The 25,229-nt window shown below is 52.8% G+C and carries 18 protein-coding genes; 15 read left to right on the top strand and 3 right to left on the bottom strand.

Going from position 1 to position 25,229, the window contains the following annotated elements; all coding sequences use genetic code 11:
• Positions 1-146: 146 nt before the first annotated feature.
• The 5 genes from FFS57_RS04775 (at position 147) to FFS57_RS04755 (ending at position 7,873) form a co-directional block, all read left to right on the top strand.
• Positions 147-1,967 (top strand): M61 family metallopeptidase, encoded by a 1,821-nt coding sequence (locus FFS57_RS04775; RefSeq protein ID WP_137936621.1) that lies wholly within the window; start codon positions 147-149, stop codon positions 1,965-1,967.
• Between the two features lie 98 nt (positions 1,968-2,065).
• On the top strand, positions 2,066-4,708 hold the full coding sequence (pepN, locus tag FFS57_RS04770; protein ID WP_137936620.1) for an aminopeptidase N: 2,643 nt from the start codon (positions 2,066-2,068) through the stop codon (positions 4,706-4,708).
• A 217-nt stretch (positions 4,709-4,925) separates the two neighbouring features.
• Entirely contained in the window at positions 4,926-5,372 is a 447-nt protein-coding gene (locus FFS57_RS04765) for a response regulator (protein WP_137936619.1), read from the top strand.
• A gap of 1 nt (position 5,373) precedes the next feature.
• Positions 5,374-7,473 (top strand): EAL domain-containing protein, encoded by a 2,100-nt coding sequence (locus tag FFS57_RS04760; protein WP_249383886.1) that lies wholly within the window; start codon positions 5,374-5,376, stop codon positions 7,471-7,473.
• A 202-nt stretch (positions 7,474-7,675) separates the two neighbouring features.
• Positions 7,676-7,873, top strand: coding sequence for a hypothetical protein (locus FFS57_RS04755; RefSeq protein WP_137936618.1), 198 nt, complete (start codon positions 7,676-7,678; stop codon positions 7,871-7,873).
• An 88-nt stretch (positions 7,874-7,961) separates the two neighbouring features.
• Here FFS57_RS04755 and FFS57_RS04750 read toward each other — a convergent pair whose 3' ends face one another.
• The gene (locus tag FFS57_RS04750) at positions 7,962-9,476 is read right to left on the bottom strand and encodes a WS/DGAT/MGAT family O-acyltransferase (RefSeq protein WP_171013628.1); all 1,515 of its coding nucleotides are present in this window, start codon (positions 9,474-9,476) and stop codon (positions 7,962-7,964) included.
• 360 nt (positions 9,477-9,836) lie between these two features.
• Here FFS57_RS04750 and FFS57_RS04745 point away from each other — a divergent pair, with 360 nt between their 5' ends.
• Entirely contained in the window at positions 9,837-11,825 is a 1,989-nt protein-coding gene (locus tag FFS57_RS04745) for an SDR family oxidoreductase (RefSeq protein ID WP_137936616.1), read from the top strand.
• A gap of 183 nt (positions 11,826-12,008) precedes the next feature.
• On the top strand, positions 12,009-12,284 hold the full coding sequence (locus FFS57_RS04740; RefSeq protein WP_137936615.1) for a polyhydroxyalkanoic acid system family protein: 276 nt from the start codon (positions 12,009-12,011) through the stop codon (positions 12,282-12,284).
• Between the two features lie 50 nt (positions 12,285-12,334).
• Here the strand turns inward: FFS57_RS04740 and FFS57_RS04735 are convergent, their stop codons facing one another.
• Complete coding sequence (locus FFS57_RS04735) at positions 12,335-12,991, bottom strand: DUF8198 family protein (RefSeq protein WP_137936614.1); 657 nt, start codon at positions 12,989-12,991, stop codon at positions 12,335-12,337.
• A 398-nt stretch (positions 12,992-13,389) separates the two neighbouring features.
• Between FFS57_RS04735 and FFS57_RS04730 the strand changes: the two genes are divergently transcribed.
• From FFS57_RS04730 to FFS57_RS04695, 8 genes are all read left to right on the top strand, one after another.
• Positions 13,390-14,244, top strand: a complete 855-nt coding sequence (locus FFS57_RS04730) for a phasin family protein (protein WP_137936613.1) — start codon at positions 13,390-13,392, stop codon at positions 14,242-14,244.
• 188 nt (positions 14,245-14,432) lie between these two features.
• Positions 14,433-15,668, top strand: coding sequence for a patatin-like phospholipase family protein (locus FFS57_RS04725; protein WP_137936612.1), 1,236 nt, complete (start codon positions 14,433-14,435; stop codon positions 15,666-15,668).
• Positions 15,669-15,811: 143 nt separating this feature from the next.
• A complete protein-coding gene (locus FFS57_RS04720) occupies positions 15,812-16,183 on the top strand; it encodes a DUF6697 family protein (RefSeq protein ID WP_137936611.1) in 372 nt (123 codons plus the stop codon).
• 130 nt (positions 16,184-16,313) lie between these two features.
• Positions 16,314-17,519: a patatin-like phospholipase family protein gene (locus tag FFS57_RS04715; RefSeq protein ID WP_137936610.1), complete on the top strand. Its 1,206-nt coding sequence runs from the start codon at positions 16,314-16,316 to the stop codon at positions 17,517-17,519.
• Between the two features lie 132 nt (positions 17,520-17,651).
• Entirely contained in the window at positions 17,652-18,467 is an 816-nt protein-coding gene (locus FFS57_RS04710; RefSeq protein ID WP_137936609.1) for a potassium channel family protein, read from the top strand.
• A 47-nt stretch (positions 18,468-18,514) separates the two neighbouring features.
• A complete protein-coding gene (locus FFS57_RS04705; protein ID WP_137936608.1) occupies positions 18,515-19,033 on the top strand; it encodes a disulfide bond formation protein B in 519 nt (172 codons plus the stop codon).
• Between the two features lie 6 nt (positions 19,034-19,039).
• A complete protein-coding gene (locus tag FFS57_RS04700) occupies positions 19,040-19,945 on the top strand; it encodes a hypothetical protein (protein ID WP_137936607.1) in 906 nt (301 codons plus the stop codon).
• Positions 19,946-20,681: 736 nt separating this feature from the next.
• Entirely contained in the window at positions 20,682-24,887 is a 4,206-nt protein-coding gene (locus tag FFS57_RS04695) for a PAS domain S-box protein (RefSeq protein ID WP_171013625.1), read from the top strand.
• Here the strand turns inward: FFS57_RS04695 and FFS57_RS25730 are convergent.
• Positions 24,856-25,212: an ATP-binding protein gene (locus FFS57_RS25730; RefSeq protein WP_249383895.1), complete on the bottom strand. Its 357-nt coding sequence runs from the start codon at positions 25,210-25,212 to the stop codon at positions 24,856-24,858. The two genes, FFS57_RS04695 and FFS57_RS25730, sit on opposite strands and share 32 nt — an antisense overlap.
• Positions 25,213-25,229 lie beyond the last annotated feature (17 nt).

Below are 25,229 nucleotides of genomic sequence, written 5' to 3'. Positions count from 1 at the left end.
CGCTTTATAAAACAAGATGTTGCCATGGAAGCCGCGTGGATAGGTCTATGAAGGGACGTAGCATGAAAGTGTTTCTAGGTTAAACTAGGGGTTTTACCCTAAACCGAATGAGGTTGATCGCCATAAGCGAGCGGCCAGACAAACGCATGAAGACATCTCCGATCCGTTATCGCATCGAATGTGCCCGACCTGAGGCGCACCTGTTTCACGTTACCCAGACCATTCCCGAGCCCAGCAAAAGTGGACAACGTTTATCGTTGCCTGCGTGGATTCCCGGCAGTTACCTGATTCGCGAATTTGCTCGTCATATTGTACGGATCGAGGCCTCTGCCAATGGCAAGCCAGTACCGTTGACCAAGTTGGATAAGCACACCTGGCTGGTGGCGCCCACCAAAGGGGCGTTGACCGTGCAGTATGAGGTGTATGCGTTTGACTTGTCGGTGCGTGGTGCCTATTTTGATCAAACCCGAGCTTTCTTCAATGGCACCAGCGTATTCCTGAGTGTGGAAGGGCAGGAGAACACCCCTTGCGAGGTCGAGATCGTACCGCCGGAAGGCAAGGCCTATAAGGACTGGCAGGTCGCCACAGCATTGCGTGTCAAGGGGGCCAAGCAGTACGGTTTTGGCACTTATGAAGCAGCTGACTACGACGAGTTGATTGATCATCCCGTTGAAATGGGTGACTTCACCCTGATCAGCTTCAAGGCATGTGGCGTGCCACATGATTTTGTGCTGGCAGGTAAGCATGATGCGGATATGAAACGCCTGGCACGTGATATCAAAAAGGTTTGCGAATACCAGATCAAGTTGTTTGGTGAGCCCGCACCCTTTGATCGTTACGTCTTCATGACCATGCTTACCGGTGATGGCTATGGTGGCTTGGAGCATCGCGCGTCAACTGCCTTGATCGCTTCACGTGGCGATATGCCCGTGGTGGGAGATGAAGCACAGTCCAGTGGTTATCGGCAGTTTCTGGGCTTGGTCAGCCACGAATATTTTCACAGCTGGAACGTCAAACGCATCAAGCCACAAGCGTTCGCGCCCTATGATTTAAGCCGCGAGGGTTATACCCGCCTGCTGTGGGCGATGGAAGGCGTGACATCTTACTATGACGATCTGGCATTGCTGCGCTCAGGTTTGATTACCGAACCTCAGTATCTGGAACTGGTTGCGAAAACCGTGACAGGTGTCATTCGTGGTACGGGGCGGTTGAAACAGACGCTTGAGGACGCCAGTTTTGATGCCTGGATCAAATACTATCGACAAGATGAAAACTCGCCCAACAGCCTGGTCAGCTACTACACCAAAGGCGCGCTGGCAGCACTGGCACTGGATCTGACCATTCGCGACAAAACCAGCGGCAGACACTCGCTGGATGATGTGATGCGTGCACTGTGGCAGCTCTACCTGACACGCGGTGAGGGGATCGGCGAGGCAGAATGGGAGCTGGTTGCCAGCGAGGTAACGGGTTTGGATCTGAAGGGGTTCTTCGATCACGCGTTGCGCTCGGTTGAAGATTTGCCATTGTCGGCACTGTTGAAGAAATTCGGTGTCAATTTCACTTTGCGTGCGGCCGAATCCAACAATGATAAAGGTGGTACGGCGGCAAGCAAGAACGATGAAGCTCTGGTCAAACGCCCGGTGTTGGGGGGGCGCAGCAGTACGGAAAATGGCTTGGCCAAGTTGACCCATGTTCTGGATGGTGGTGCAGCTCAAGCTGCAGGCTTGTCTGCTGGCGATCTGATCGTGGCGGTGGATGGGTTGAAAGCAGGCAGTAATCTGGATGCGATGATCGAGCGCCACAAAGTGGGCGACAAAGTGATATTGCATGCCTTCCGTCGCGATGAATTGATGACATTTACCGTCAAGTTGCTGGCACCGCAGTCGGATACCTGCGTGCTGCAATTGGCTGAGAAGCCTGGTAAGGCACAATTGGCTGCACGTCAGGCATGGTTGCAGGGCAAGTAGGATTATAACAACGACCTTGAGCCACCACGTTTGATCAGGCATGTGGTTGCATACGTGCCGCGTGGTTGGGCATACGAATGAGAGCAGGATTCGAGAGCATGCAGAACGATACCCCCAAGACAATCTATTTGAAGGATTACACGCCCCCCCCGTTTCTGATCGACCGCGTTGATCTGAAATTCGATATTTTCGATGAGCATACTGATGTGCATTCCCGCATGGTGCTCAATCGCAATGATGCCCATCCGATCGTGGACGCACCATTGGTACTGGATGGCGAAGAACTGATTCTGGTTCAGCTGAAGCTGGATGGTGAGGTGTTGGATGCATCCCGCTACCAGATTGAGGGTTTTACGCTGACGGTGCGTGATCTGCCGGCCAGCTGTGTGCTTGAGGTGGCCACTCGTATTCAGCCGCAGTTGAATACTGCGTTGTCGGGTCTGTATGAATCCAACCACAACCTGTTTACACAATGCGAGGCGGAAGGTTTCCGTCGCATTACCTATTTCCTGGATCGCCCAGACGTTATGGCGCGTTACACCACAACCATTACCGCTGATCGCCAGCGTTTTCCTGTATTGCTGTCCAACGGCAATCTGGTAGGGCATGGCAATGTCGATAAGCAACGACATTGGGTGAAGTGGGTGGACCCGTTCCGCAAACCAAGCTATCTGTTTGCGTTGGTGGCTGGCAAACTGGTGAAGCTGGACGACCACTTCAAGACGCAGTCGGGCAGGGAAGTGAAGCTGGAGATCTATGTGGAGCCCGGCAATCTGGACAAGTGTCATCATGCGATGACATCGGTCAAAAAATCCATGAAATGGGACGAGGATGTCTACGGCCTGGAATATGACCTGGATACCTATATGATTGTTGCGGTGGGCGATTTCAACATGGGGGCCATGGAGAACAAGGGTCTCAACATCTTCAACACCAAGTATGTACTGGCCAAGGCTGATACCGCGACGGATGTTGATTTTGCCGGTATCGAGGCCGTGATCGCCCATGAATACTTCCATAACTGGACTGGTAACCGTGTGACCTGCCGCGACTGGTTCCAGCTTTCGCTCAAGGAAGGATTGACCGTCTTTCGTGACCAGATGTTCTCAGGCGATATGGGGAGTCATGCCGTGGAGCGGATTGATCAGGTACGCACCTTGCGCAACTTCCAGTTCCCCGAAGATGCAGGCCCGATGTCACACCCGGTACGGCCGGAGTCCTATATAGAAATCAATAACTTCTATACGGTCACTGTGTATGAGAAGGGGGCGGAAGTGGTACGTATGTACCATACCTTGTTGGGCGCTGCTGGCTTCCGCAAAGGCATGGACCTGTATTTCCGTCGTCATGATGGCCAAGCGGTGGCCACCGATGACTTTCTGGCTGCAATGGCGGATGCCAACGAGACGGATCTGTCGCAATTCAAACGCTGGTATAGCCAGGCGGGCACCCCTGCGGTGAAGGCGATTGGTCGGTATGACGAGCAAGCCAGAACTTATACGCTGACGCTGAAACAGAGTTGCCCAGCTACACCAGACCAGCAAGATAAATTGCCGTTCCTGATCCCCATGGCCGTTGGGCTGTTAGACAGTCTGGGACACGAGTTACCATTGCAACTGGAAGGCGAGGCAACGGCCAGCGGCAAGTCACGAGTACTGCGTTTCACGGAAGCTGAACAGCACTTTGTGTTCGTCAATGTGCCGTCGCAGCCGGTGCCTTCGTTACTGCGGGGTTTCTCAGCACCGGTCAAGCTGGATTATGAATGGCATGACGACGAGCTGACCTTCTTGATGGCACATGACACCGATGATTTCAATCGTTGGGAAGCTAGTCAGACATTGACCTTGCGATTGATTCTGCGCTTGATTGCCGACTATCAGGCTGGCCGGGCGCTGTTGCTACCGCAATCGGTGGTGGATGCTTTCCGTGTGACACTGCTGAATGAGACGCTGGACAAGTCGTTGATCGCATTGGCGCTGACATTACCGGCAGAAAGTTATATCGGTGACCAGATGACCGTGGTGGACCCGGATGCGATCCATGTGGTGCGTGACTTTGTACGCACCCAGTTGGCCATTGTGTTGCGCGCGCATTGGCTTGCGGTTTTCCATGCCAATGATGCCAAAGGCGAGTATCGCTATGAGCAGAAAGCGGTCAGCCAACGTGCGCTGAAGAATCTGTGTCTGTCCTACCTGTTGCAACTGGATGAGCATGAAATGCGTGAGTTGTGCGTCAGCCAGGCGAACATGGCCAACAATATGACGGACACCATGGGTGCCTTGTCAGTACTGACCCACATTGCATGCCCGCAACGTGAGCCGACGCTGGCAGCGTTTTATGAGCGCTGGAAGGGTGACGCATTGGTCGTGGACAAGTGGCTGACGTTGCAAGCCTCGTCGACATTGCCAGATACATTGGCACGTGTACAGCAGTTGCTGACCCATCCTGCCTTTACCTTGAAGAACCCGAACAAGGTCAGGTCATTGCTGAGTGTCTTTGCCGCCAATCAGGTTTGCTTCCACGACAAGAACGGGGCAGGATACCGCTTCCATGCGGACCAGGTATTGGCGGTGGACAAGTTGAACCCTCAGGTAGCGGCGCGTCTGGCAGGGGCGTTCAATCGTTGGAAGCGGTTTGACGAGGCACGTCAGGGGCTGATGAAGGCTGAGTTGATCCGTATTGTGTCAACCGACGGGTTATCGAAGGATACCTACGAAATCGTCAGCAAAGCCTTGTTGTAAGTTAGCTGCTCAACATGGAGTGGGTGTTCGCCGACTCCATGGAGCTGGATGCTTTTTGTCGTTGCCGGCCGATGGCAGCATACATTCGGTTATACTGCGCCGCCCTGCCGGGCTGGGTAGGGCGTCCAGCTTCAGGTCCATTCGCGGGACTGGCGTAGTGACCTGAACTCGACTATTAACTAAATCAGGGGCGGAACGTAATTCAAGGCGGAATCCGATGCGAAACCAAGTAATTTTGCTGGTAGAAGATAATCCAGATGACGAGATGCTGGCGTTGCGAGCATTCAAAAAAAACAATATCAGCAATGAGATTGTTGTTGCACGCGATGGCGTTGAAGCTTTGGATTACCTGTTCGGGACGGGTTCCCATGCCGATCGCGCCGAACCGGTGCATCCTGCGTTGATTCTGCTTGATCTCAAATTGCCCAAGCTGGACGGCCTGGGCGTACTCAAGGCGTTGCGGGATGATGCCCGCACTCGCCTGATCCCAGTGGTGGTGCTGACCACGTCGAAAGAAGAAGACGACCTTCTCCGGAGCTATTCGCTTGGTGCGAATAGCTATATCCGTAAACCGGTTGATTTCAATCAGTTCATTGATGCGGTTCGCCAAGTAGGGTTGTATTGGCTGGTGCTGAACGAGTCGCTGCCGACAGTTGGGAGATAGCGTGTCCGAACTGCGGGTGCTGGTCGTTGAAGACTCCGAAGACGATGCATTGTTGATGTTGCTGCAGCTCAAGCGCGGTGGTTACCAGGTGTTCCACCGGCGTGTCGACACACCCGATGCCATGCAGGCAGCACTGAAAGAGCATTGGGACTTGGTCATGTCAGACTACACCATGCCGCGTTTCAGTGGACCAGCTGCACTGAATCTTTATACCGAAGCGGGCTTGGACTGCCCGTTCATCGTTGTCACCGGTACGATTGGTGAAGAGTCTGCTGTGGCCCTGATGAAGATGGGTGTCAGTGACTTCGTCCTGAAAACCAATTTACCCAGGTTATCCAGTGTCGTAGAGCGCGAGTTGCGCGAAGCCGAATTGCGACGCGCCAAAAAACGTGCCGAAGAGGCACTGCGTATCAGCGAGGAACGCTACAAGCTGGCTATGGCGGGCGCGAACGATGGCTTGTGGGATTGGAATGTACTGGATGACACCATGTATTTTTCCGCCCGCTGGAAGCACATGCTGGGCTATGAGGATGGTGAAATTGGTGATTCCGTCAATGAATGGCAAAGCCGTCTGCATCCCGCTGAGCGCCAGTCATTCAGAACCAAGCTGATCAGTCATCTGAAGGGATTGACCCCACACTTTGAGATTGAACATCGCATGCTGCACAAGACATCCGGCTATCGCTGGATGCTGACCCGTGGTCTGGCGGTACGGGATGAGCATGGCCGAGCCTATCGCATGGCAGGCTCCCAGACCGATATCACTGAACGTAAGCGTGCAGAAGAGCAATTACTGCATGATGCTTTTCACGATGGACTGACCGGTCTGCCAAATCGCGCTTTGTTCACAGACCTACTCGGTTTTTCGCTGGAACACCGGCAGCGTAATGAAGCCTATCTTTCTGCTGTCCTGTTTTTGAATATGGAGCGCTTTCGCTACGTCAACGACAGCTTCGGCCATCGCATCGGTGATCAGTTTCTGATCGAGATTGCATCGAGAATCCGTTCGGTATTGCGACCAGGGGATGCTGCCGCACGTTTTGGTGGGGATGAATTCGCAGTACTGATGGATGATGTGCGTGACCCAACAGAGGCGACCCGTTTTGCCGAGATGCTGCAAAGCGTACTTGGTCGGCCGCTGGGGCTGGGGGGGCATGAATTTTTTCCAGGGTGCAGTATCGGCGTGGCATTCAGCAGTGGCGGTTATACCTTGCCGGAAGACATGCTGCGTGATGCTGATACGGCTATGCATAGGGCCCGCAAGCGTGGTAAAAAGAAGATGGAGGTCTTCGATGCCACCATGCATGATAGCGCTGTCACGACTTTGCAGTTGGAGCACGAATTGCGTCGTGCAGTCGAGCGCCGGGAATTTCAGGTTCACTATCAGCCAATTGTTGATCTGAAAACCGGCGAGCTGGCCAGCTTTGAGGCGTTGATCCGTTGGCTCAAACCCAGTGGCACGTTGATTTCGCCGAATGAATTCATTCCACTGGCCGAAGAACTTGGTTTGATCATTGAAATCGGCAAGCAGGTGCTGGAAATGGCTTGCATGCAAATGGTGGAGTGGCAACGAATCTTTCCGGGCCATCACCTGATTCCGGTCAGTGTCAATCTGTCTGGCAAGCAATTCAGTCAGCCGGATCTGGTGGAAGAAATCGAAAGTGTGATTGGTGAGACTGGTTTATCCGCTTCGCATTTGAAGCTGGAAATCACTGAGACCATGTTGATGGAAAACCCGGAATCCGCGCGGCAGATGTTGACCCGGTTGCGGGAAAAGAATATCAAGGTGTTGATGGATGACTTTGGCACAGGGTATTCATCGCTATCCTATCTGCATCGCTTCCCTTGCGATACGCTGAAAATCGACGGTTCTTTCGTGCGTCGCATTACTGAGGAGATCGAGGGTAAAGAGATTGTTCGTGTCATCGTCATGCTGGCGCATAACTTGGGTATGAATGTCATTGCGGAATGTGTCGAGACGGCGGGCCATCTGGAAGTACTGCGCGAACTCAATTGCGATTTGGCCCAAGGTTATCATTTTGCCAAACCACTCAGCGCTGAAGCAGCAACCGAATTGATTCGTACCAATCCACGTTGGTGATACCAGAACATTACCCCATTCCTCCTCCCGTGCAAGGTGGATCAAGCAGCCATTTTTTGAGGCAGGTCTGGGTTTGTGTCAACCAGCTTTGTAACGTCACGTTGTTGGAAGGGTGGAACGACGGTTCCATCTGGCTACCGGTTTCGGTGTCACACGCACGCCGAACGGTTGCTGTGACCTTTCAACTGAAAAGAGGATTGCAATGAACAAGCTTCTGTCCGCATTGATTGCCGCCGTATTTGCTACTGTATCCTTCTCCGCTGTGGCTGCCGAAGAGGCCAAGCCTGCTGAGGCTGCTGCAACTGAGCAAGCCAAGCCAGTCAAGAAGGCCAAGAAAGCCAAAAAGGCTAAGAAAGCTGTTAAAGCTGAAGAGAAAAAAGAAGAGGCGCCCAAGCAGTAATCGGCGTTTGTTCACAAAAGCGAGCGGTGTCAACCGCTCGTTTTTTTTGTAGTAAGGTAAAGATCGCCAAATCAGCGATTGAGCTGGATCAGGCTTCTTGTGGCATGCGCGCTGCTTCCAGCACGGATTCCAGTTGTTGAACTGCTACCCAGTCATGGATTTCCTGTTCGATGACCATCGGTGACAGCGGGGCTTCCCACGAATTCAGCAGCGTGCCATACAGCAGTTTGTCAAATTCACATTGCAACCGATTCACAATGTTTTCCGGGTCGGGGATCAGATGACTGTCGGCAATGATGCCAAAGCGAATCTGCCCGTTATAGCTGAGAATACTCACCCCAAGACCAATCTCGCCAGATGACGGCACCCAGAACAGGATATCCTTCAATTTACTGCCAGCCATCGACAAGGCTTCACGCGGGCCGGGTACATTCGTCATCACTGCTGACCCTTTCTTGGTCAGCAGATCGAACGAGAATTGTTGTACCGCATTCGGCAAGGCACCGGCAACACCCAACAAACCCAGCGCGACAATCGCTTCGTGCGAGTTCTTCAATTCCTCCATTCGCCGCTTCAACTCATAAAGTCGTTCAAATGGATTAGCGATGCCAATCGGCAGCGACAGTGCAACCAGCCCAAAATAGTTGCCCAGCCTGTCCATTTTGGTAGCCGGCCGCATGTTGACGGGAATGAAGGCGCGGATATCCTTTCCATCGAGATCGTCGCCACGCTCCAGCAGATAATTGCGCAATGAGCCGGCCACACTGGCGAGCAATACATCATTGATGGTGCAATCCAGTGCCTTGCCAATCTGCTTGACCTCATTCAAATCCAGCGGTTCGGCCCAAACGCATTTCTTGCGGTCGCTCAGTTCACCTTTTAGGCTGGTCTGCGGATCGTTCGGCATGCTCAGCACACGTGCCGCATCGGCTGTGATACCCAAACCCAGATTGGTGTATTTCATCAATTTGGAAGGGGATTTCACCAGATCAATAGTGCCTTCAATCACATCCCAATACAGCTTGATCGCACCTGTGACAGCTCCTGCAAATGGGCGATACAGCTTGTTCCACAGATCATTATCGGCTTCTTCATGGCGTTGTTTACGTCTTTTGCCGCCCGCAGCAGGGGCATTATCAGTCATGCCTAGCAGTACCTGAATTAACGCAATACCGTCGGCGTAGCAATGATGGATGCGTGCAATCAGCGCAGTCCCACCTTCAAAGTTTTCCACCAGATGGAAATGCCAGAGCGGTCGTCGGTCGTCCAGCTTGGTGCTGGCAAGCTCTGATACGAAAGCTTGCAGATCACCGTGATCTGCATGGTCAGATAGTTGTAGCCGGCTGATATGGTTATCGAGGCAGAAGTCGGGATCATCCTCCCAGTAATAGGATGTGCCACTGCCAACAGGACATTGTTTGAAGCGCCGGTATTTTAGAAAACGGGTTTCCAATAATTGCTTAAATTCATCAATATCCAGCGGGGATTCGAAAATCAGGATGCCAACAATCATCATCAGATTGGTGCGTCTATCCATGCGAAGCCAGGCGGTATCCACTGCAGACATACTGCGTTTTTCCGGACCATTGAGGTTCCAGATCATTTTGACTCCATCCAATAGGCTAAAAAACAAGCTCATCTCAACTGGCCACATGTCTGCTTTATATTTTGAAGTTTAGAAGACGTGCGATGATTTGCCCGGCACCCTAGATCGCGCTGGGTTGCACTTTTTTGCTGACTGCGGCCTGCGAAATTTATTTTCGAAAAAGAGTATACCCAAACATTTTTGACAGGTGGGATAATAATATTTTTCGGATTGCTATGACATAATGCGCAGATGGATTGCGAATTTATGCTATTGCTTTTAGTGGCTATTTTCGTATTTGTTGAATTGGTAATTTAAATGATCGAGTATGTTTTGGTTGGGTTGTAGAAGTAAATTAAAATATTCTTAGGAGAAAATATGTCGTACTTCGTGACGGGAGCAACAGGCTTCATTGGGAGACATTTGATTCCGCTATTGATGGCCCGCTCGCAAGACACCATCTACGTTCTCGTACGCGAATCGTCACTGGGGAAGCTGGATGAGCTGAAGGCCAAGTGGGGTGATGCTCGTGGCCAGATTGTGCCGGTGATCGGTGATGTAACCATGCCGCAGTTGGGTGTGAAAACCACCGAGATCAAGAAGCTCAAGGGCAAGATCAAGCATTTGCTGCATCTGGCTGCCATTTACGATCTAAAGGCATCTGATGAAGATCAGCAGGTAGCGAATGTGGAAGGCACACGCAATGCAGCCCACTTTGCCGAAGGCGTGAAGGCAGGGTGCTTTCATCTGGTCAGTTCCATTGCGGCGGCAGGCCTCTATGAGGGGATTTTCCGCGAAGACATGTTCGATGAAGCAGAGAACCTGCAACATCCCTATTTCCGTACCAAGCATGATTCGGAAGCGATCATTCGCAAAGAATACAAAGGTGCTTGGCGCATCTATCGCCCCGGCTTGGTGGTGGGCGATTCGAAAACCGGTGAAATCGACAAAATCGATGGGCCGTATTACTTCTTCAAACTGATCCAGAAATACCGGAAGCTATTGCCGCCCTGGATGCCTACGATCGGAATCGATGGTGGCCGCATCAACTTGGTACCGGTTGATTATGTGGTCAAGGCCATTGACCATATCGCCCACGTGGAAGGACAGGATGGCAAGTGTTTCCATCTGACCGATACCGAACCGTACCGTGTTGGGGAAATTCTTGAGATCTTTGCCCGTGCAGCCCATGCACCGCATATTGCGGTGCGCTTGAACACCGCACTGTTTGGCTTCATCCCGCCCATTATCAAGCAAGGGATGATGATGCTGACGCCCGTTAGACGAATTCGTGATGTGGTCATGCGCGATCTGGGCTTGCCGCCCGATATCATGCGCTTCGTGAACTACCCCACCCGCTTTGACAACCGCGATGCGGCGGCTTTGTTGAAGCCTGCAGGCATCAAGGTGCCTCGGTTGCAGGATTACGCCTGGGTATTGTGGGATTACTGGGAACGTCATCTGGACCCGGATCTGCACATTGACCGTACTCTGAATGGCGCGGTGAAAGGCAAGACTGTGCTGATCACTGGTGGGTCGCAAGGGATTGGCCTGGCAGCTGCGTTGAAAATTGCGCAAGCCGGTGGCAAATTGATTCTGGTGGCACGTGACCCGGAGAAGTTATCTGCAGCAAAGACCGAAATCGAAGCGGTGGGCGGTGAGGTGGTCACCTATAGCTGCGATTTAGCGAATCTGGACGAGATTGACGCCATGCTGAAGTTGGTGCTGGATGAACAAGGCGGGGTGGATGTACTGATCAATAATGCCGGTCGGTCCATTCGACGTGGTATTGAGCATTCCTATGATCGTTTCCACGATTACCAGCGCACTATGCAGCTCAATTACTTCGGTTGCTTGCGGTTGACCATGGGTTTGATGCCACATATGGCATCGCGCCGTAAAGGGCATGTAATCAATATCTCGTCGATCGGCGTATTGACCAATGCCCCACGTTTCTCGGCTTATGTAGCCTCCAAGGCAGCGCTGGATGCCTTTACCCGTTGTGCAGCATCGGAGTTTGCCGACAAGGGCATTGAGTTCACCACCATCAACATGCCACTGGTGAAGACAGCCATGACCGCACCGACCAAGCTGTATCAGAACGTGCCCATGGCCACACCGGATGAAGCTGCTGATCTGATTGCACAAGCCATCATCTACCGGCCACAGCGGATTGCCACCAAGCTGGGTATTTTTGCGCAGGTAGTGCATGCACTGATGCCGAAGGTCAGCCAAGTGATCATGAATACCTCGTATCGCATGTTCGGTGAATCGGATGCGGCACTAGGGAAGAAGGAAGGTGGTAGCACCAACATGACACCTGACCAGATCGCCTTTACCCAGATCATGAAGGGCATCTATATGTAAGTGCTTTGTCAGCGAGGGATTGGCATGTAATAGGGAAGGTGGCTTGTGTCTGGTGGTTGTCACCTCCCCTTGTTTCGTCTCACAATAAAGCAGGGGTTCTGCCTGCCATGATGGTGGGCTGGATGAAGACAACTTGCCTGATAGCCAGTCCTATTGGGCATTCCGTTGATTCAAGTGATGTAGATGGCACATATTTCAATTGAACGGCAGCATCAGTTGCCGCTGGAAAAAGCACGCAATCTGGTTCAGCAGGCTGCGGATGAGCTGAAACGCGATGTTGGCCTGGATTACCGATGGTCAGGTGACGCCTTGCATTTCGATCGGCCGGGTGTGAGTGGTCAGTTCCTGGTCAGTGATAAACGCGTCAAGGTAGAGGTCAAGCTCGGTATGCTGCTTTCTGGCCTGAAGGGTAAGATTGAGCAGGAGTTGACTCGCTATCTCGATCAGCACTTGAAGTGATCAGTTTTCCCTGATCAGCAGCCTGTTGTCGATCAGCCTCAATATTGATTTCAGTTGGGGCAGATTGGCGCGGCTGCATCGACCGCTGCAAATGGATGCGGATCGCTCACCAGGATGCGATGCATGAACTGGCGTTCACGTTTGATGATCAGTTCAACAAATTCCTGTGAGCCGCGTATGGCGCGAAAGGCAGCAAATCCGCGCTCCAGCGATTGCTGTAGTTCTTCCAGTCCTGCCATCTTGGCGGGCAGGCGCGACATATAGAGTAACGATTTGATCATGGGTTTGCGGATCAGCTTATCCAGATCCATACCCAGACGTTCGGTCAGATCGATCTGTTGTTCTCGTAGCACGGCATTGTCGCATCGCCGATAAGCCTCGCAATAATTGGCTTCCGTGATGGCATCCACCTTCATTTCATCGAACAGCATATCGGTTATACGTTGATCCAATTGCTGACTGAGTTGATTCAGATTCAGTGCATCGGTCAGCGGAATGACCATATGCTCTGGCAGCATGGTTTGCAATTTGTGGTGCACGCGTTCGATCTGCTGATCTCGCAGGCTGAAGTCACGTGCGGCATAAAGATCGCACAGAAAATAGTCAGTGGCATCGTGATAACGTGGATGAGCCAGCAAATCCCGGTGAGTGTAGGCTAGTCGATCCGACTGCCATTGAGCTAGTTGAAGACGCTGTGGCGTGAACATGTGCAACTCGATGGAAACAAGCCATTGAAAAGCCGTTATCAGGCCTATTTGCCCTGTTGGGGGTGAAATGAGGCTGCAAGCCGGCGTGAATTGGTCTATGCCGAAGTATCGCGAGCAAATCGGAAGCAGACAAGTCTTGAAACAAGTCTGGAGGCCTCATGGCACAAGACTCTGCATCAAATACGCGACATTGTCGGAAAATGCCATGAATTCGCAGTATCGAGATTGACATTGATCAACGTCGGCAAGATACTGGATATTGATAATAAGTAAATCAGAATAAGCAATAGAACCTGCTGTCAAGCTGTTCCCAATTTGATCTGCACCGAGTTGGTGCCGAGCGTTGTCAGGATATGCTGCGGTCAGAAGACAAATTGAAATAAGTTAGGAGAAGAGCAATGAAATCACTCAAAAAGAACGCACCGCAGAAGCAACTGACCTCCGTGATCGTCGATTCCGCCAATCAGATCTGGCTTGCCGGGCTAGGTGCCTTGGCCCGTGCTCAGGTTGAGGGCAATAAGGTATTTGAAGCCCTGGTTGATGCCGGCCGCAAAATTGAAGAAGAAGGCAAGCGCATTGCTGGGGATCGGGTTGGTGAGGCAACAGGCAGGGCAGTTGAAACTTGGGACAAGCTGGAAACCGTGTTTCAGGATCGGGTTGCACGCTCCTTGTCCCGACTGGGAGTGCCGACCGAATCGGATGTCAAGGCATTGAGCAAGCGGGTAGAAGAACTGACCGACAGTGTCAACGCTCTGCTGGGGAAGCCCGCTAGCAAAGCCGCGGCCAAACCCACAGCTGCCAATGTAAAGGCTGTTGAACCCAAAGCAGATGCCAAGCCTGCCACTGCCAAACCTACCGTAGCCAAACCTGCAGCAGCTAAACCTACCGCAGCCAAACCTGCAGCAGCCAAACCTGCAACAACTCCATCTACAGTAACCAAGCCCGCAGCGAAAAAAGTGGACGCGCCTAAAGCTGCTGTGGCTAAACCTGCGGACACCAAGGCTGCAGCCAAACCGGCTACTGCCAATCAGGCTGCGGTTAAGCCAGTGGCTGCCAAAGCGGCCAAACCTGCCACGGAGAAAACAGCCAAACCGGCAGCAGTCAAAGTGGCAGCACCTGCTGTAAAAACTGCCCCGGTCAAGAAACCTGCCGCACCTAAAGCGGAGACTACCAAACCTGCAGCCAAGCCTGCTACCAGTAAAGCCAAGCCAACGCCTACTGCAGCAACGGGTTCAGGTGACAATAACGGTTGACCATGACTGCGCTTCGCTGTTGACTGGTCATTTGCGGGGCGCGTTTCCTTCCCATTGTGAGGGGGGCAAACGAGAGCGACTCGTTGGTTGGAATATGTTGGCTTTCAGCGAAGCCCAAGCTGCCACGTCGTCATCGTTTTGCATCGTTTCTGGAAGCAGTAAAAACACGCATGAATCGGACTGGACATATGCTTGAGCCGCGTGAAGACGGGTGCCCGAGAATTGGCTTGAATCTGGCCGGTGGGGGGCCTTTGGGCGGCATTTATGAGATTGGTGCCCTGTGTGCGCTGCAGGAATCTCTGGATGGTCTGGATTTCAACGATCTGGATGTGTATGTTGGCGTTTCCGCTGGTAGCTTGGTGGCTGCGGCCATGGCCAATGGCTATTCGCCTGCCGAGATGTATCGCATCATGATCGATCAGGACCCGCGCTACGACGATCCATTCCGGCCGGAGCTGTTCCTGCAGCCGGCCTATCGCGAATACTGGCAACGTGCATTGGCGATTCCGAAAGCGTTGCTGGATGCTGCATGGCGTATGGTGACGCGGTCGGAGGATGTGTCATTGCCAGGGGCATTGGCGACCTTGGGGCGTGCTATTCCGACTGGCGTGTTTGATGTTGGTGCCATCAGCGAATATTTGGCACGGGTATTCTCTGCGCCTGGCCATTGCAATGACTTTCGAGAGTTGAGCAAGCGGCTGTATGTGATTGCAACGGACCTGGATACTGGTCGATCAGTCAAGTTTGGCGCCCGTGGGCACGATCACATACCAGTTTCGACTGCGGTGGCTGCGTCCTGTGCTTTACCCGGTCTGTATCCGCCGGTGGAAATCGATGGCAATTTCTATGTAGACGGTGCATTGCTGCGTACCTTGCATGCATCTGTGTCGCTGGATGAAGGCGCCGACTTGGTGCTGTGTCTGAACCCATTGGTACCTTACGATGCGCGTCAATATCCAAAGGTAGGTTTGGTTCAGCACGATAAACTGGCAGCGGGGGGATTGCCGTTGGTGTTGTCGCAAACGTTCCGCGCCATCATCCATTCCCGCATGAAGGTGGGGATGGCGAAATACCGTAACCTTTATCCGCATGCCGATGTGGTGCTGTTTGAACCCAGTCATGCCGATGCCGAAATGTTCTTTGCCAATGTGTTCAGCTACACCGACCGTCACAAGATCGCAGAACACGCCTATCAACGTACCCGGCAAGACCTATTGGCGCGTTATGAAGAACTGGCACCGGTTTTTGCACGCCATGGCATTGAAGTGCGGTTGGATCGTCTTCTCGATCAAAGTCGTGTGCTTGGCAATATCGTGAATCAGGTTGCTGATGAACGCACCACAACGGAGCAGCTCAGTGATACGCTGGATCAGTTGGAGCTTTGGTTAAAGCATGTGGCCCGAGCTGAAAAACGAGCTGCCTGATCATCTTGCTGCAACATCTCGTCCTGCTCAAACGTCGGCCCATATTGGGCTGAATTCAAATTTACACCAGTTTTATACGAGTATCGTTAATGTCTGAGGATTGATTTCGCAGTCATGGACTGTGTATTTCCTCGGAGAAAACTATGTTCGAAATTGGCAAGGATTACACGCGTGATGATATCCATAGCCACTGTGGCGGAAACAAGCAGGCATTTTTGCCCGTTTACAAAGGCAAGGTAGTCGCGGCCTGCTTGAGACCGGATCTCAATCCGCATGCACCCGATGTGATTCTGTGCAATAGTGGTGGGGCAGCCCGTGCGGCAGGAAGGACATTGGCCAAGCAGATTGACCCGATTCCGGTATTTATTCGTCAACAAACGGATAAATGGCGTTATGTCGGGAATTTCTCACCCATAGCGTCGCTGACTACACCGAACGATTGTGCTCCCTTTGCCCGTAACAGCAGCTTTACGGCGGGGCAGGTTTCCCGTGTCATCAAGTTGAAACGCTGCTGATTCTGCGGCTTATCCGTTGCAGTCAGCACCGGCCGTGAGGCCGGTTTTTAATTGTGCATTCGCACATATAGTCGCCTTTATTTTTCAGTCGGCAGTGCCTAGGCTGAAATAAAACTGCGAGCTGTATGTGATGTCCGACCAAGATTTATCTGATGAACCGAAAATAGCGCTGGTATTGTCTGGTGGTGGGGCTCGTGCGGCCTATCAGGTAGGAGTACTACGTGCGATTGCACATATGTTACCCAAGGATGCAAGGAACCCGTTCCGAATCATTTGCGGAACATCCGCAGGCGCTTTCAACGCAATAGGCGTGGCCATGGCAGCCAAGCAATTTCGCAATGGTATTTGCCGGTTGGATTATCTCTGGAAGAATCTGACACCAGACAAAATCTATCGAACCGATTTCGTGTCGGTTTCTGGTCACATCTGGCACTGGATCTTCTCGATTCTGCTGGGTGGTTTCGGCAAACACAACCCGCGCTCGCTACTGGACAACACGCCACTACGAGGCTTGCTGGAACGAAACTTCGATCTGACAGGTCTGGAGCGGGCCATCGAAACCGGCTCGCTGGATGCATTGGCAGTGACCGTGTCCGGGTTGACGTCAGGCCAATCGGTCACATTCTTTCAGGGACGTCAGGAGCTGGCTGGCTGGAACCGTGTGCATCGGCTGGGGGTACCCAGCAACATTGTCATCGACACCATCATGGCCTCATCGGCCATTCCTTTTGTGTTCCCGGCGGTGCATCTGAATCGGGAATATTTCTGCGATGGTTCGATCCGCCAAACAGCGCCAATCAGCCCCGCCTTGCATCTTGGCGCAGAGAAAGTGCTGGTGGTTGGTGTCAGTCGGCAGATACGCAGCAATCCGGAGCGGATCAAAAGTAATGGCTACCCGTCCATGGCGCAGGTGATTGGCCATATGCTGAACAGCGTGTTTCTGGATGGGATGGCGGCCGATCTGGAGCGACTGGAGCGGGTGAATCGTACCGTGCAATTGATCCCGTCGGCCGTGAAAGAAGAGTCCAAATTTGTACTGCATGAGGTTGATGTACTGGTGATTCACCCCAGTCGTGACATCGACGAAGTGGCCTCCCGACATGTTCACCGTTTTCCACACATGATTCGCTTTCTGTTGCGTGGTCTTGGAGGGTTACGTCGTCGTGGCTCGGTGTTGGCCAGCTATTTGTTATTTGATAAGCACTATACCCGTGAATTGATTCGGCTGGGATACGATGACACGATGAAGCAAAAGGAAGCCGTGCTGCGCTTCCTCAATTACCATCCAGAACCCACATCCAGCCCGGTCCAGCAAATGGAGACGGAGCCCAGTTAACGATTGTCAATTGACATTGCTACGGATCAACACAAGCCCTGCTTAAACCTGCCAAACTGATTCCATCGTTGTCAAGCCGTTACAGGCTTCATCCTGCACGGTTTGTGAATAACCAACTGCTGGACATCAACTGTGTATAACAAATTCCGCGTGTATTTCGGAGCCGCAGGTGTGCCACCGGGTGACAGGCCTGAAGCCTATGCCTGGGAGCGTAGACTGCACTGGCTGATGCTGTTTGTCGCTTTGCTGGCATTGCCAACGTATTATCTGGAAGAGATTGCTGTGGGCAGTCCGCTGCACCAGATTGGGCGTTGGTTGGATGTCCTGATTTTGATGGCATTCAGTTTTGAGCTGATCTGGATGCTGCGTGTGGTACAGCAGCGTCAACGCTATCTACTACACAATTGGTTGGACATCATGATCATCCTGGCCAGTGCTGCCAGCTTTACCGGCATTGGTACCGAATGGGTGGCGGTTGCACGGTTATTACGCTTGACTGCTGTGGCTATGATGATGATTCGGGTCATGAGTTCGGTTCGACATCTGTTTTCGCCAGATGGCTTGCCTTATGTATTGTTGTTTGGGGTGGCTACCATGTTGTGTGGTGGCGCGATCTTTTTCTGGCTGGAGCCGACCATTCAATCATTTGGTGAAGGTGTCTGGCTGGCCTTTACTACAGCAGCTACCGTTGGATATGGCGACCTGGTTCCCACGGAACCGGCCTCTCGTGTGTTTGCGGTGATTCTGGTGCTGGTCGGATACAGCATGCTTGGGATGGTGACCGCCAGTATTGCGTCGATTTTCATTGGTGAGGACGAAAAGTTACTGCGGCGGGAAATGCATCACGATATTCAAAAGCTACATCACGATATCCATGAAATGCGTGAGGAACTGCGTGCCATGCGGGAACTTCTGATGCACAATCAGCAACCAAAACGCGATGACTGATTATCTGCCGTATCGCAGCGGCTTTCACTGACCTTTTTTTGGATATCATGTTGCTCAAACTGATCCCCTCCCGCCGTCTTGGTAATGCGCTTGGTTTTTTGTTTTGTGCCGGTTTGATTGGCTATGCACTGTATCTCCAGTATTTCCAGTTCCAGGTACCTTGCCCACTATGCATTCTGCAACGGGTCGCCGTGATCGCCATGGGTGTCATGTTCTTGCTGGCAGCGGTTTTTCACCCAAAGGGTAAGTTGGGTGCCAAACTGTGGGCCGCATTGATCATGTTGCCAGGGTTGGTTGGATTGGGGATTGCTGGCCGCCATGTCTATATTCAGAATCTGCCACCAGAGCTGGTGCCATCATGCGGCCCCGGTTTGGAGTTCATGCTGGAGACCATGCCGTGGTCGGCTGCGCTGGCCAAGGTTTTGCATGGCTCTGGTGAGTGTGCCGAGGCCGGTTGGCGTTTTCTGGGGCTGACTATTCCCAGTTGGACAATGGTCTGCTTCGCAGGCCTGATCGTCTATACGCTATTGGTGGTGTATAAAGATCTGAAGCGTATGTCCAATTGATCATGCATGTCAGACCGACCTGTAGCGACTGACTCCATTGACGTTGCATCCCCCCCCAAGCCGAGCTTCCTCGCCCGGCTGTTGGGGCGCTTGCGCCGCTCTCCTGCGGCAGCACAATCCCCAGATACCTTGACCACAGCCGACGCGCCTGCTGTGCGTCCTGGTTTCATCGGTCGATTGCTGGCGTCGTTACGGCGCCAGCCGGATGCTGAAGGTGAACCCCATGCTGCGAGCGGTGAGGAAGCGTCGACCAGGACAGGGGGATTCATGGCGTTCGTCCGTGCCCAGGTGCTGTTGATTGTAATCTTGACTGGTGTGGTTTTGTTGGGGGTGGTGATCACGCTGGTTGTCATGGTTGTGGCCAAACAGCGTAAAACACCGCCCAATGCCACGGTGACGGCTCACAGTGTACCCACGAAGCCGGCCATCAAGGCCCCCCCTGCACCCAACAAGCAGCCTGATGTAATGCGTTCCGCCAAGCCAGAGGAAGCCAAACCGCCGGAATCTGGCGATGCTGTTCATATCTCACCACAAGCTGAAGCAAATCAGCTACCTTCATCGGCACCGGCCGACCCGCTTGCCGAGGCACGTAAACAGTTGGAACAGGAACGAGCCCAATTGGCAGCGGAAAAACAGGCGTTGGATGCAGCTCGTAAGGCCTTCGAAGCGCAGCAAGGTGCCAAGGGTAAGTCAGCTGCCCCGGCAACCGAGTCCAAGCCCGCATTTGCTGGTGATTGCAGTCTGGAAGGTAGTGACCCGGCCGCCATTCGAGAGAGCTTACGAAATTGCCTGGGCTTGCCCAGCAAGCCCGCAGACCCTACCAAACCGGTAGATGCTGCCAAGAAATCCACAGATACAGACAAGTCCGTTGAAAAAGCGACGGTACCCAAGCCCAAAACCGATGCCCATTGAGCTTCGTCCAAATTGTTCATTTCCCTGAACTAGAAAACAAAAACGCCATGACGTGTGCAATCGTCATGGCGTGCTGACTGCGGTGGCTTATGGTCAATCGCGCCACTCTGTCGATGGCTGCTGCTGACTTGCCTTATCTACCGCGTGCTTACCTCGGGTGTTCGTTGTGTTGTTTTTGCTGATTGTATACAAAATTAGAGACCACGCAACCGCAAACATGTGCAGTGGTGTGTGTATGTAGCCTCGGATGGATTTTGATTTTACTGAGGAAAGCGCAGGAAGGTGTGACTGGTTTGGCTGAAATCAGTGTGATAGTCGTGTTTTCTGGCTAAAACCGGGTGAGTTTTTGTATACAAGTGGTGCGTGTGGTTGCCGGGATAGTGCATTAAAAACGTGTGAATGTTGACCAATCGATGAGTGCAGGTTGGTGACTGGTGATGATGTTTGCACTGACGGGAGCAACAGGATGCCGGCTGTCAATGGCAGGCATCTTGACTATAACGTCAAGAAGACCATCGATTCAACGGGTGAGGAACGAACAGCTGTACAAGACCCGATGATGACAAAATGTTCACGTCAGCCTGTTGATGCCGTGATTTTCCTGAATGAAATGTGTCGTCAGGGCTGCCTGATTGGATGAAGGCCAGGTAACAGGAGTACGGTATTGCCCGCCCCTCAAGCGCCCGGCAACAACGAGTTGCCCGATATCGACTCGGCTTGGAGGTTAATGCTCTTCATGAACCGACATCTACCACGTCGACCTTCAGCCCGAGCCTGCTTTATTGTGTTCGCCGTTACCAGCTACGTGTTGTTGGCATTGACCTGGATCTATTTCTCCGACCAATTGCTTGCGCGGTTACCTGACAAGGGTTCAATCGTCTGGTTGTCCACGATGAAAGGTGCACTTTTCGTGGTGGTGAGTGCAGCAATGTTCTTGGTGGCTTTGTTGTCGGTACCACCCACTGAACGCAGCGATGCTGGCCTGGTGGGAAGCGACTCCTTCTTTGGCAAACGGCGTAACCGCTGGTTGCAGGGGATGGTCTATGTTTTTGCCATTGTGGTGACGCTGCTTACACTGATGTTCCGACTGAGCATGTCTGACAATGTGGCTGAACGCCCGATGATGATTGTATTCATGTTTCCGATCATCCTCAGTGCGCTGATCGGTGGGGTAGGGCCTGGATTGCTAGCCACTGCCATCGCGGTAATCGGGATCGATTTTGCTATTGAGCCACATCTACATATGTTGGAAAGCGACCCGGTATTGCAGTTGCAGTGGCTGTTTCTGTGTGGCAACGGTATCGCCGTGAGCCTGTTGAGCGGTTTGTTGTGGCGTTCAATCGCCAGGCAGGAAACCAGTCATCATCTGCTGGAGGCCATCGTATCGGGTACATCCGATGCAGTTTTTGTGAAAGATCTGCAAGGAAGGTATTTGATGGTGAATGACGCAGGGGCGGCTTTCACGGGCCGTTCTCGTAAGGCGATTCTCGGTTTGAATGACGAGGCATTGTTTGACGAGTCCTCTGCCCGACAATTGCGTGAAAAAGATCAGGCAGTCCTGGCTGCAGGCCGGGTGCAGACCCATCTCGAACATCTCTCGTTTCAAGGTGGCCAGTCGTTGGTGTTTCTGGTTACCAAGGGGCCGGTATTCGATCGTTTCGGCAAGTCATGTGGCCTGTTTGGCATTTCTCGTGATGTGACAGCACTACAAGCGAAGGAAGAGGCCTTGAGAAGCAGCGAGGCTTCATTGAGATTGGTGCAGTGGCTCGCGGGGTTGGGAAGTTGGGAATGGTATTTACAGACCGATATACACAAATGGTCGGAAGAGGTTTATCTGATCTTTGGGTTGAATCCGACCTTGCCACCACTTCGTTATCCGGAGGTGATGCAGTATTTCAGTGAAGAAAGTCGCAACCAGTTGGCGGAAGCCATCGAACGCTGTCTCACCGAAGGTACATCCTATGCATGCGATGCCGAAGTCGTGCGGCCCGATGGCAGTACCCGGTGGATTACTGCCCGAGGCGATGCCATGCGTGGCGAGCAGGGGGAAATTGTCAAGTTGCAAGGTACCGTGCTGGATATCACCGAACGTAAACAGATGGCTTTGCAGCTGAAGGCCAGCGAAGAGCGATTGCAGTTGGTGGTTGATGCAACCAGTGATGGTTTTTGGGACTGGGATCTGGTCACTGGTGAGATATATCGGTCATCACGGTATTTTGAGGTCACTGGATATGCGCCGGAGCACGATGCCGGTGATCTGGCGGCTTTTCAGCGACTGGTTCACCCCGATGATCTTGCCAGCGTGATGGCTAGCCTTGAGTCGCATCTCAACGGAGTCACCCCGCAACTTGAGTTTACGTTCCGCATGGTGAGCGGGCACGGAGAAACAAAATGGATATTGGGCCGGGGGCGTGTGGTCGCCAGGGATGCATCGGGCAAACCGTTACGCTTGGTTGGCTCGTTGTCTGATATCTCTGAGCGGAAGCGGACGGATGATGATCTGCGGTTCGTGTTGAATGAAGCAGGGGATGCGATCTGGTTGATGGATCATGGATTACGTGTGCTGTTTGCCAACCCGGCAGCGTGCCGGATGACGGGTTATCAGGCCGATAACCTTATGTACATGGCGTTTGGTGACTTGCTGGCAGCGGACAATCAGACCGCGTTTGCCGAACACGTATCATTGCTGGACCAAGAGCGGTATATCCGTCGTGAGTGGTCACTGAGCTGTGCCGATGGCCATCACATCGTTGTTGAGTTGACCACCGAACGAATGAACGATGGGCGTTACATGGTATTCGGCCGCGATTTGACCGAACAGAAATGGGCGGAAAGGGCATTGCGGGAGCGGGAGCAGCAGCTGGAACGCGTGATCGAAGGCGCGGATCAGGGTTATTGGGACTGGAACGTGCAGACTGATGACTTTCAGGGAAGCGATCGCTGGTTACGGATGATGGGTTATGCACCAGGGGAGGTGGACGTATCGTTTGAGCATTGGCCGGATATCATTCACCCAGATGATTTTGCTGCCATCAAGGCAACCATCAAGCGTCACCTTGCCGGAGACATTGGTAGCGTGGAAGCTGAAACCCGGTGCCGGACCAAGGCTGGTGATTGGTGTTGGGTGTTGATGCGGGGCAAAGTGGTGGAGTGGGATGGTGCTGGCAGGCCGTTGATGATGTCAGGTACGCATACTGACATCACTGAGCGCAAACGGTTGGAACAGGCGCAGCAGTTGGCCTCGGTGGTGTTCGACAACAGCTACGAAGGCATTATCGTGGCTGATCCGGATAAGGTGATTACCAAGGTCAATGCCGCCTTTACCCGTATTACTGGATTCAGTGCAGAAGAAGCAGTCGGTCAGACGCCTCGTATTCTGTCTTCCGGCCAGCAGGGGGAGCAGTTCTATATAGACATGTGGGATTCGGTGCAGCGGCGCGATTTCTGGCGTGGGGAAATCTGGAACAAGCGCAAGAATGGCGAGTTGTACGCCGAGTTGCTGTCGATATCAGCTGTGCGTGATTCGAAAGGCGACATACAGCACTACATCGGTATTTTTTCCGATATCAGTCAGTTGAAAGCGCATGAGGCAGAGCTGGACCGGGTGGCCAACTTTGATCCGTTGACAGGTGTACCCAATCGTCGCCTGTTATCCGACAGATTGAATCAATCAATTGTGCGGGCAACACGCAGTGGCAAAACCTGTGCTGTCTGCTTTCTTGATCTGGATGGCTTCAAGGCAGTCAACGATCAATACGGCCATGAAGCAGGTGATCAATTGTTGATCGGCGTGACCGAGAACCTGAAGGCGATCATGCGGGCTGATGACACCCTGGCTCGTCTGGGTGGGGACGAGTTTGTGCTGTTGCTATCCGACATTGATTCTCCAGAGGAGTGCACGCTGATTCTGGAGCGTGTGCTGGCAGCCATCAACACCGAGGTGGGTTATGGAGACTTAGTGTTTCGCGTGTCAGGCAGCATTGGCGTCAGCCTGTATCCCGACGACAATGCTGACCCTGATACTTTGCTACGCCATGCTGATCAAGCCATGTATCAGGCCAAAGAGGCCGGCAAGAATCGCTTCCAGCTGTTTGACCCGGAAAGTGATCGCAAGGCGCAGACTCGCCGGCGTTACATGGAGCTGTTGCGGGTTGCACTGGATAATAATGAATTCACACTGTATTACCAGCCAAAGGTGGATCTGTTGAATGGCACCATCATTGGGGCCGAAGCATTGATCCGTTGGCAGCATCCGGAACGGGGCTTGGTTTCACCGGCCGAATTCTTGCCACATATCTATGGTAGTAGTTTGGAAGTGGCATTCGGCGAATGGGTGATCAAGCAGGCGATGGCTCAACTGGCAAGTTGGCTGACGCAACAACTGACGGTGTGTGTCAGCGTCAACATCAGTGCCAATCACTTGCTGACACCGCCATTTGGTGAATATTTGCAAACGGTCTTGAACCAATACCCCACCGTGTTGCCATCCAATCTGGAGCTGGAAGTCTTGGAAAGTGCGGCAATTGCTGATGTTGATCAGGCGATCGACGTATTACTCAATTGTAGGAAGTTAGGTGTGCACTTTGCGTTGGATGACTTTGGCACCGGCTATTCATCATTGACCTACCTCCGGAAGTTACCTGTCGATACCTTGAAGATCGATCAAAGCTTTGTACGTGACATGCTGACCGACGAAGATGATCTGGGTATTGTTGAAGGGGTCATTCTGTTGGCATCGGTGTTCAACCGCCAAGTGATTGCCGAAGGGGTCGAGACGCTGGAGCACGGTTCGAGGTTATGCCAACTAGGCTGCCACCATGCTCAAGGCTACGGCATTGCCAAGCCGATGCCGCCCGAGCTGTTCCCGCAATGGTGTGCCATGTGGTACAACACCAAACCCTGGTTGTCGATCAAGCAGTTTGGATCTGGCATGGTGGGTTGACTGACGGCGGCAATGGCCAACTCAGAATGAAGGAAGCGCCCTCCAGTGGGGCTGTTCGGACAATGACGCTGCCTTCGTGTCCGATGGCGATGCGTTTGACAATAGCTAACCCAAGCCCGATGCCCCCGTACTGCGGGTACGGCTGGTGTCCAAATGTACAAAGGGCGAAAAAATACGTACCCGGTCGTCCTCTGGTACGCCGGGGGGCATCGTCATCCACATGCAGCTCCATGCGATCAGGTAGTTGATGCAGGGATAAATTGACCTGTTGCTCAATGGCATGCCGAATGCCATTGAGCAACAGGTTGATGACCGCGCGTGCCATGAATTTCAGGTCGACCT

It is taken from the genome of Chitinivorax sp. B (assembly GCF_005503445.1).
GTDB lineage: Bacteria > Pseudomonadota > Gammaproteobacteria > Burkholderiales > SCOH01 > Chitinivorax.
The sequence above is the reverse complement of the archived record's forward strand: the minus strand, read 5'-3'. Positions and strand labels throughout refer to the sequence as shown.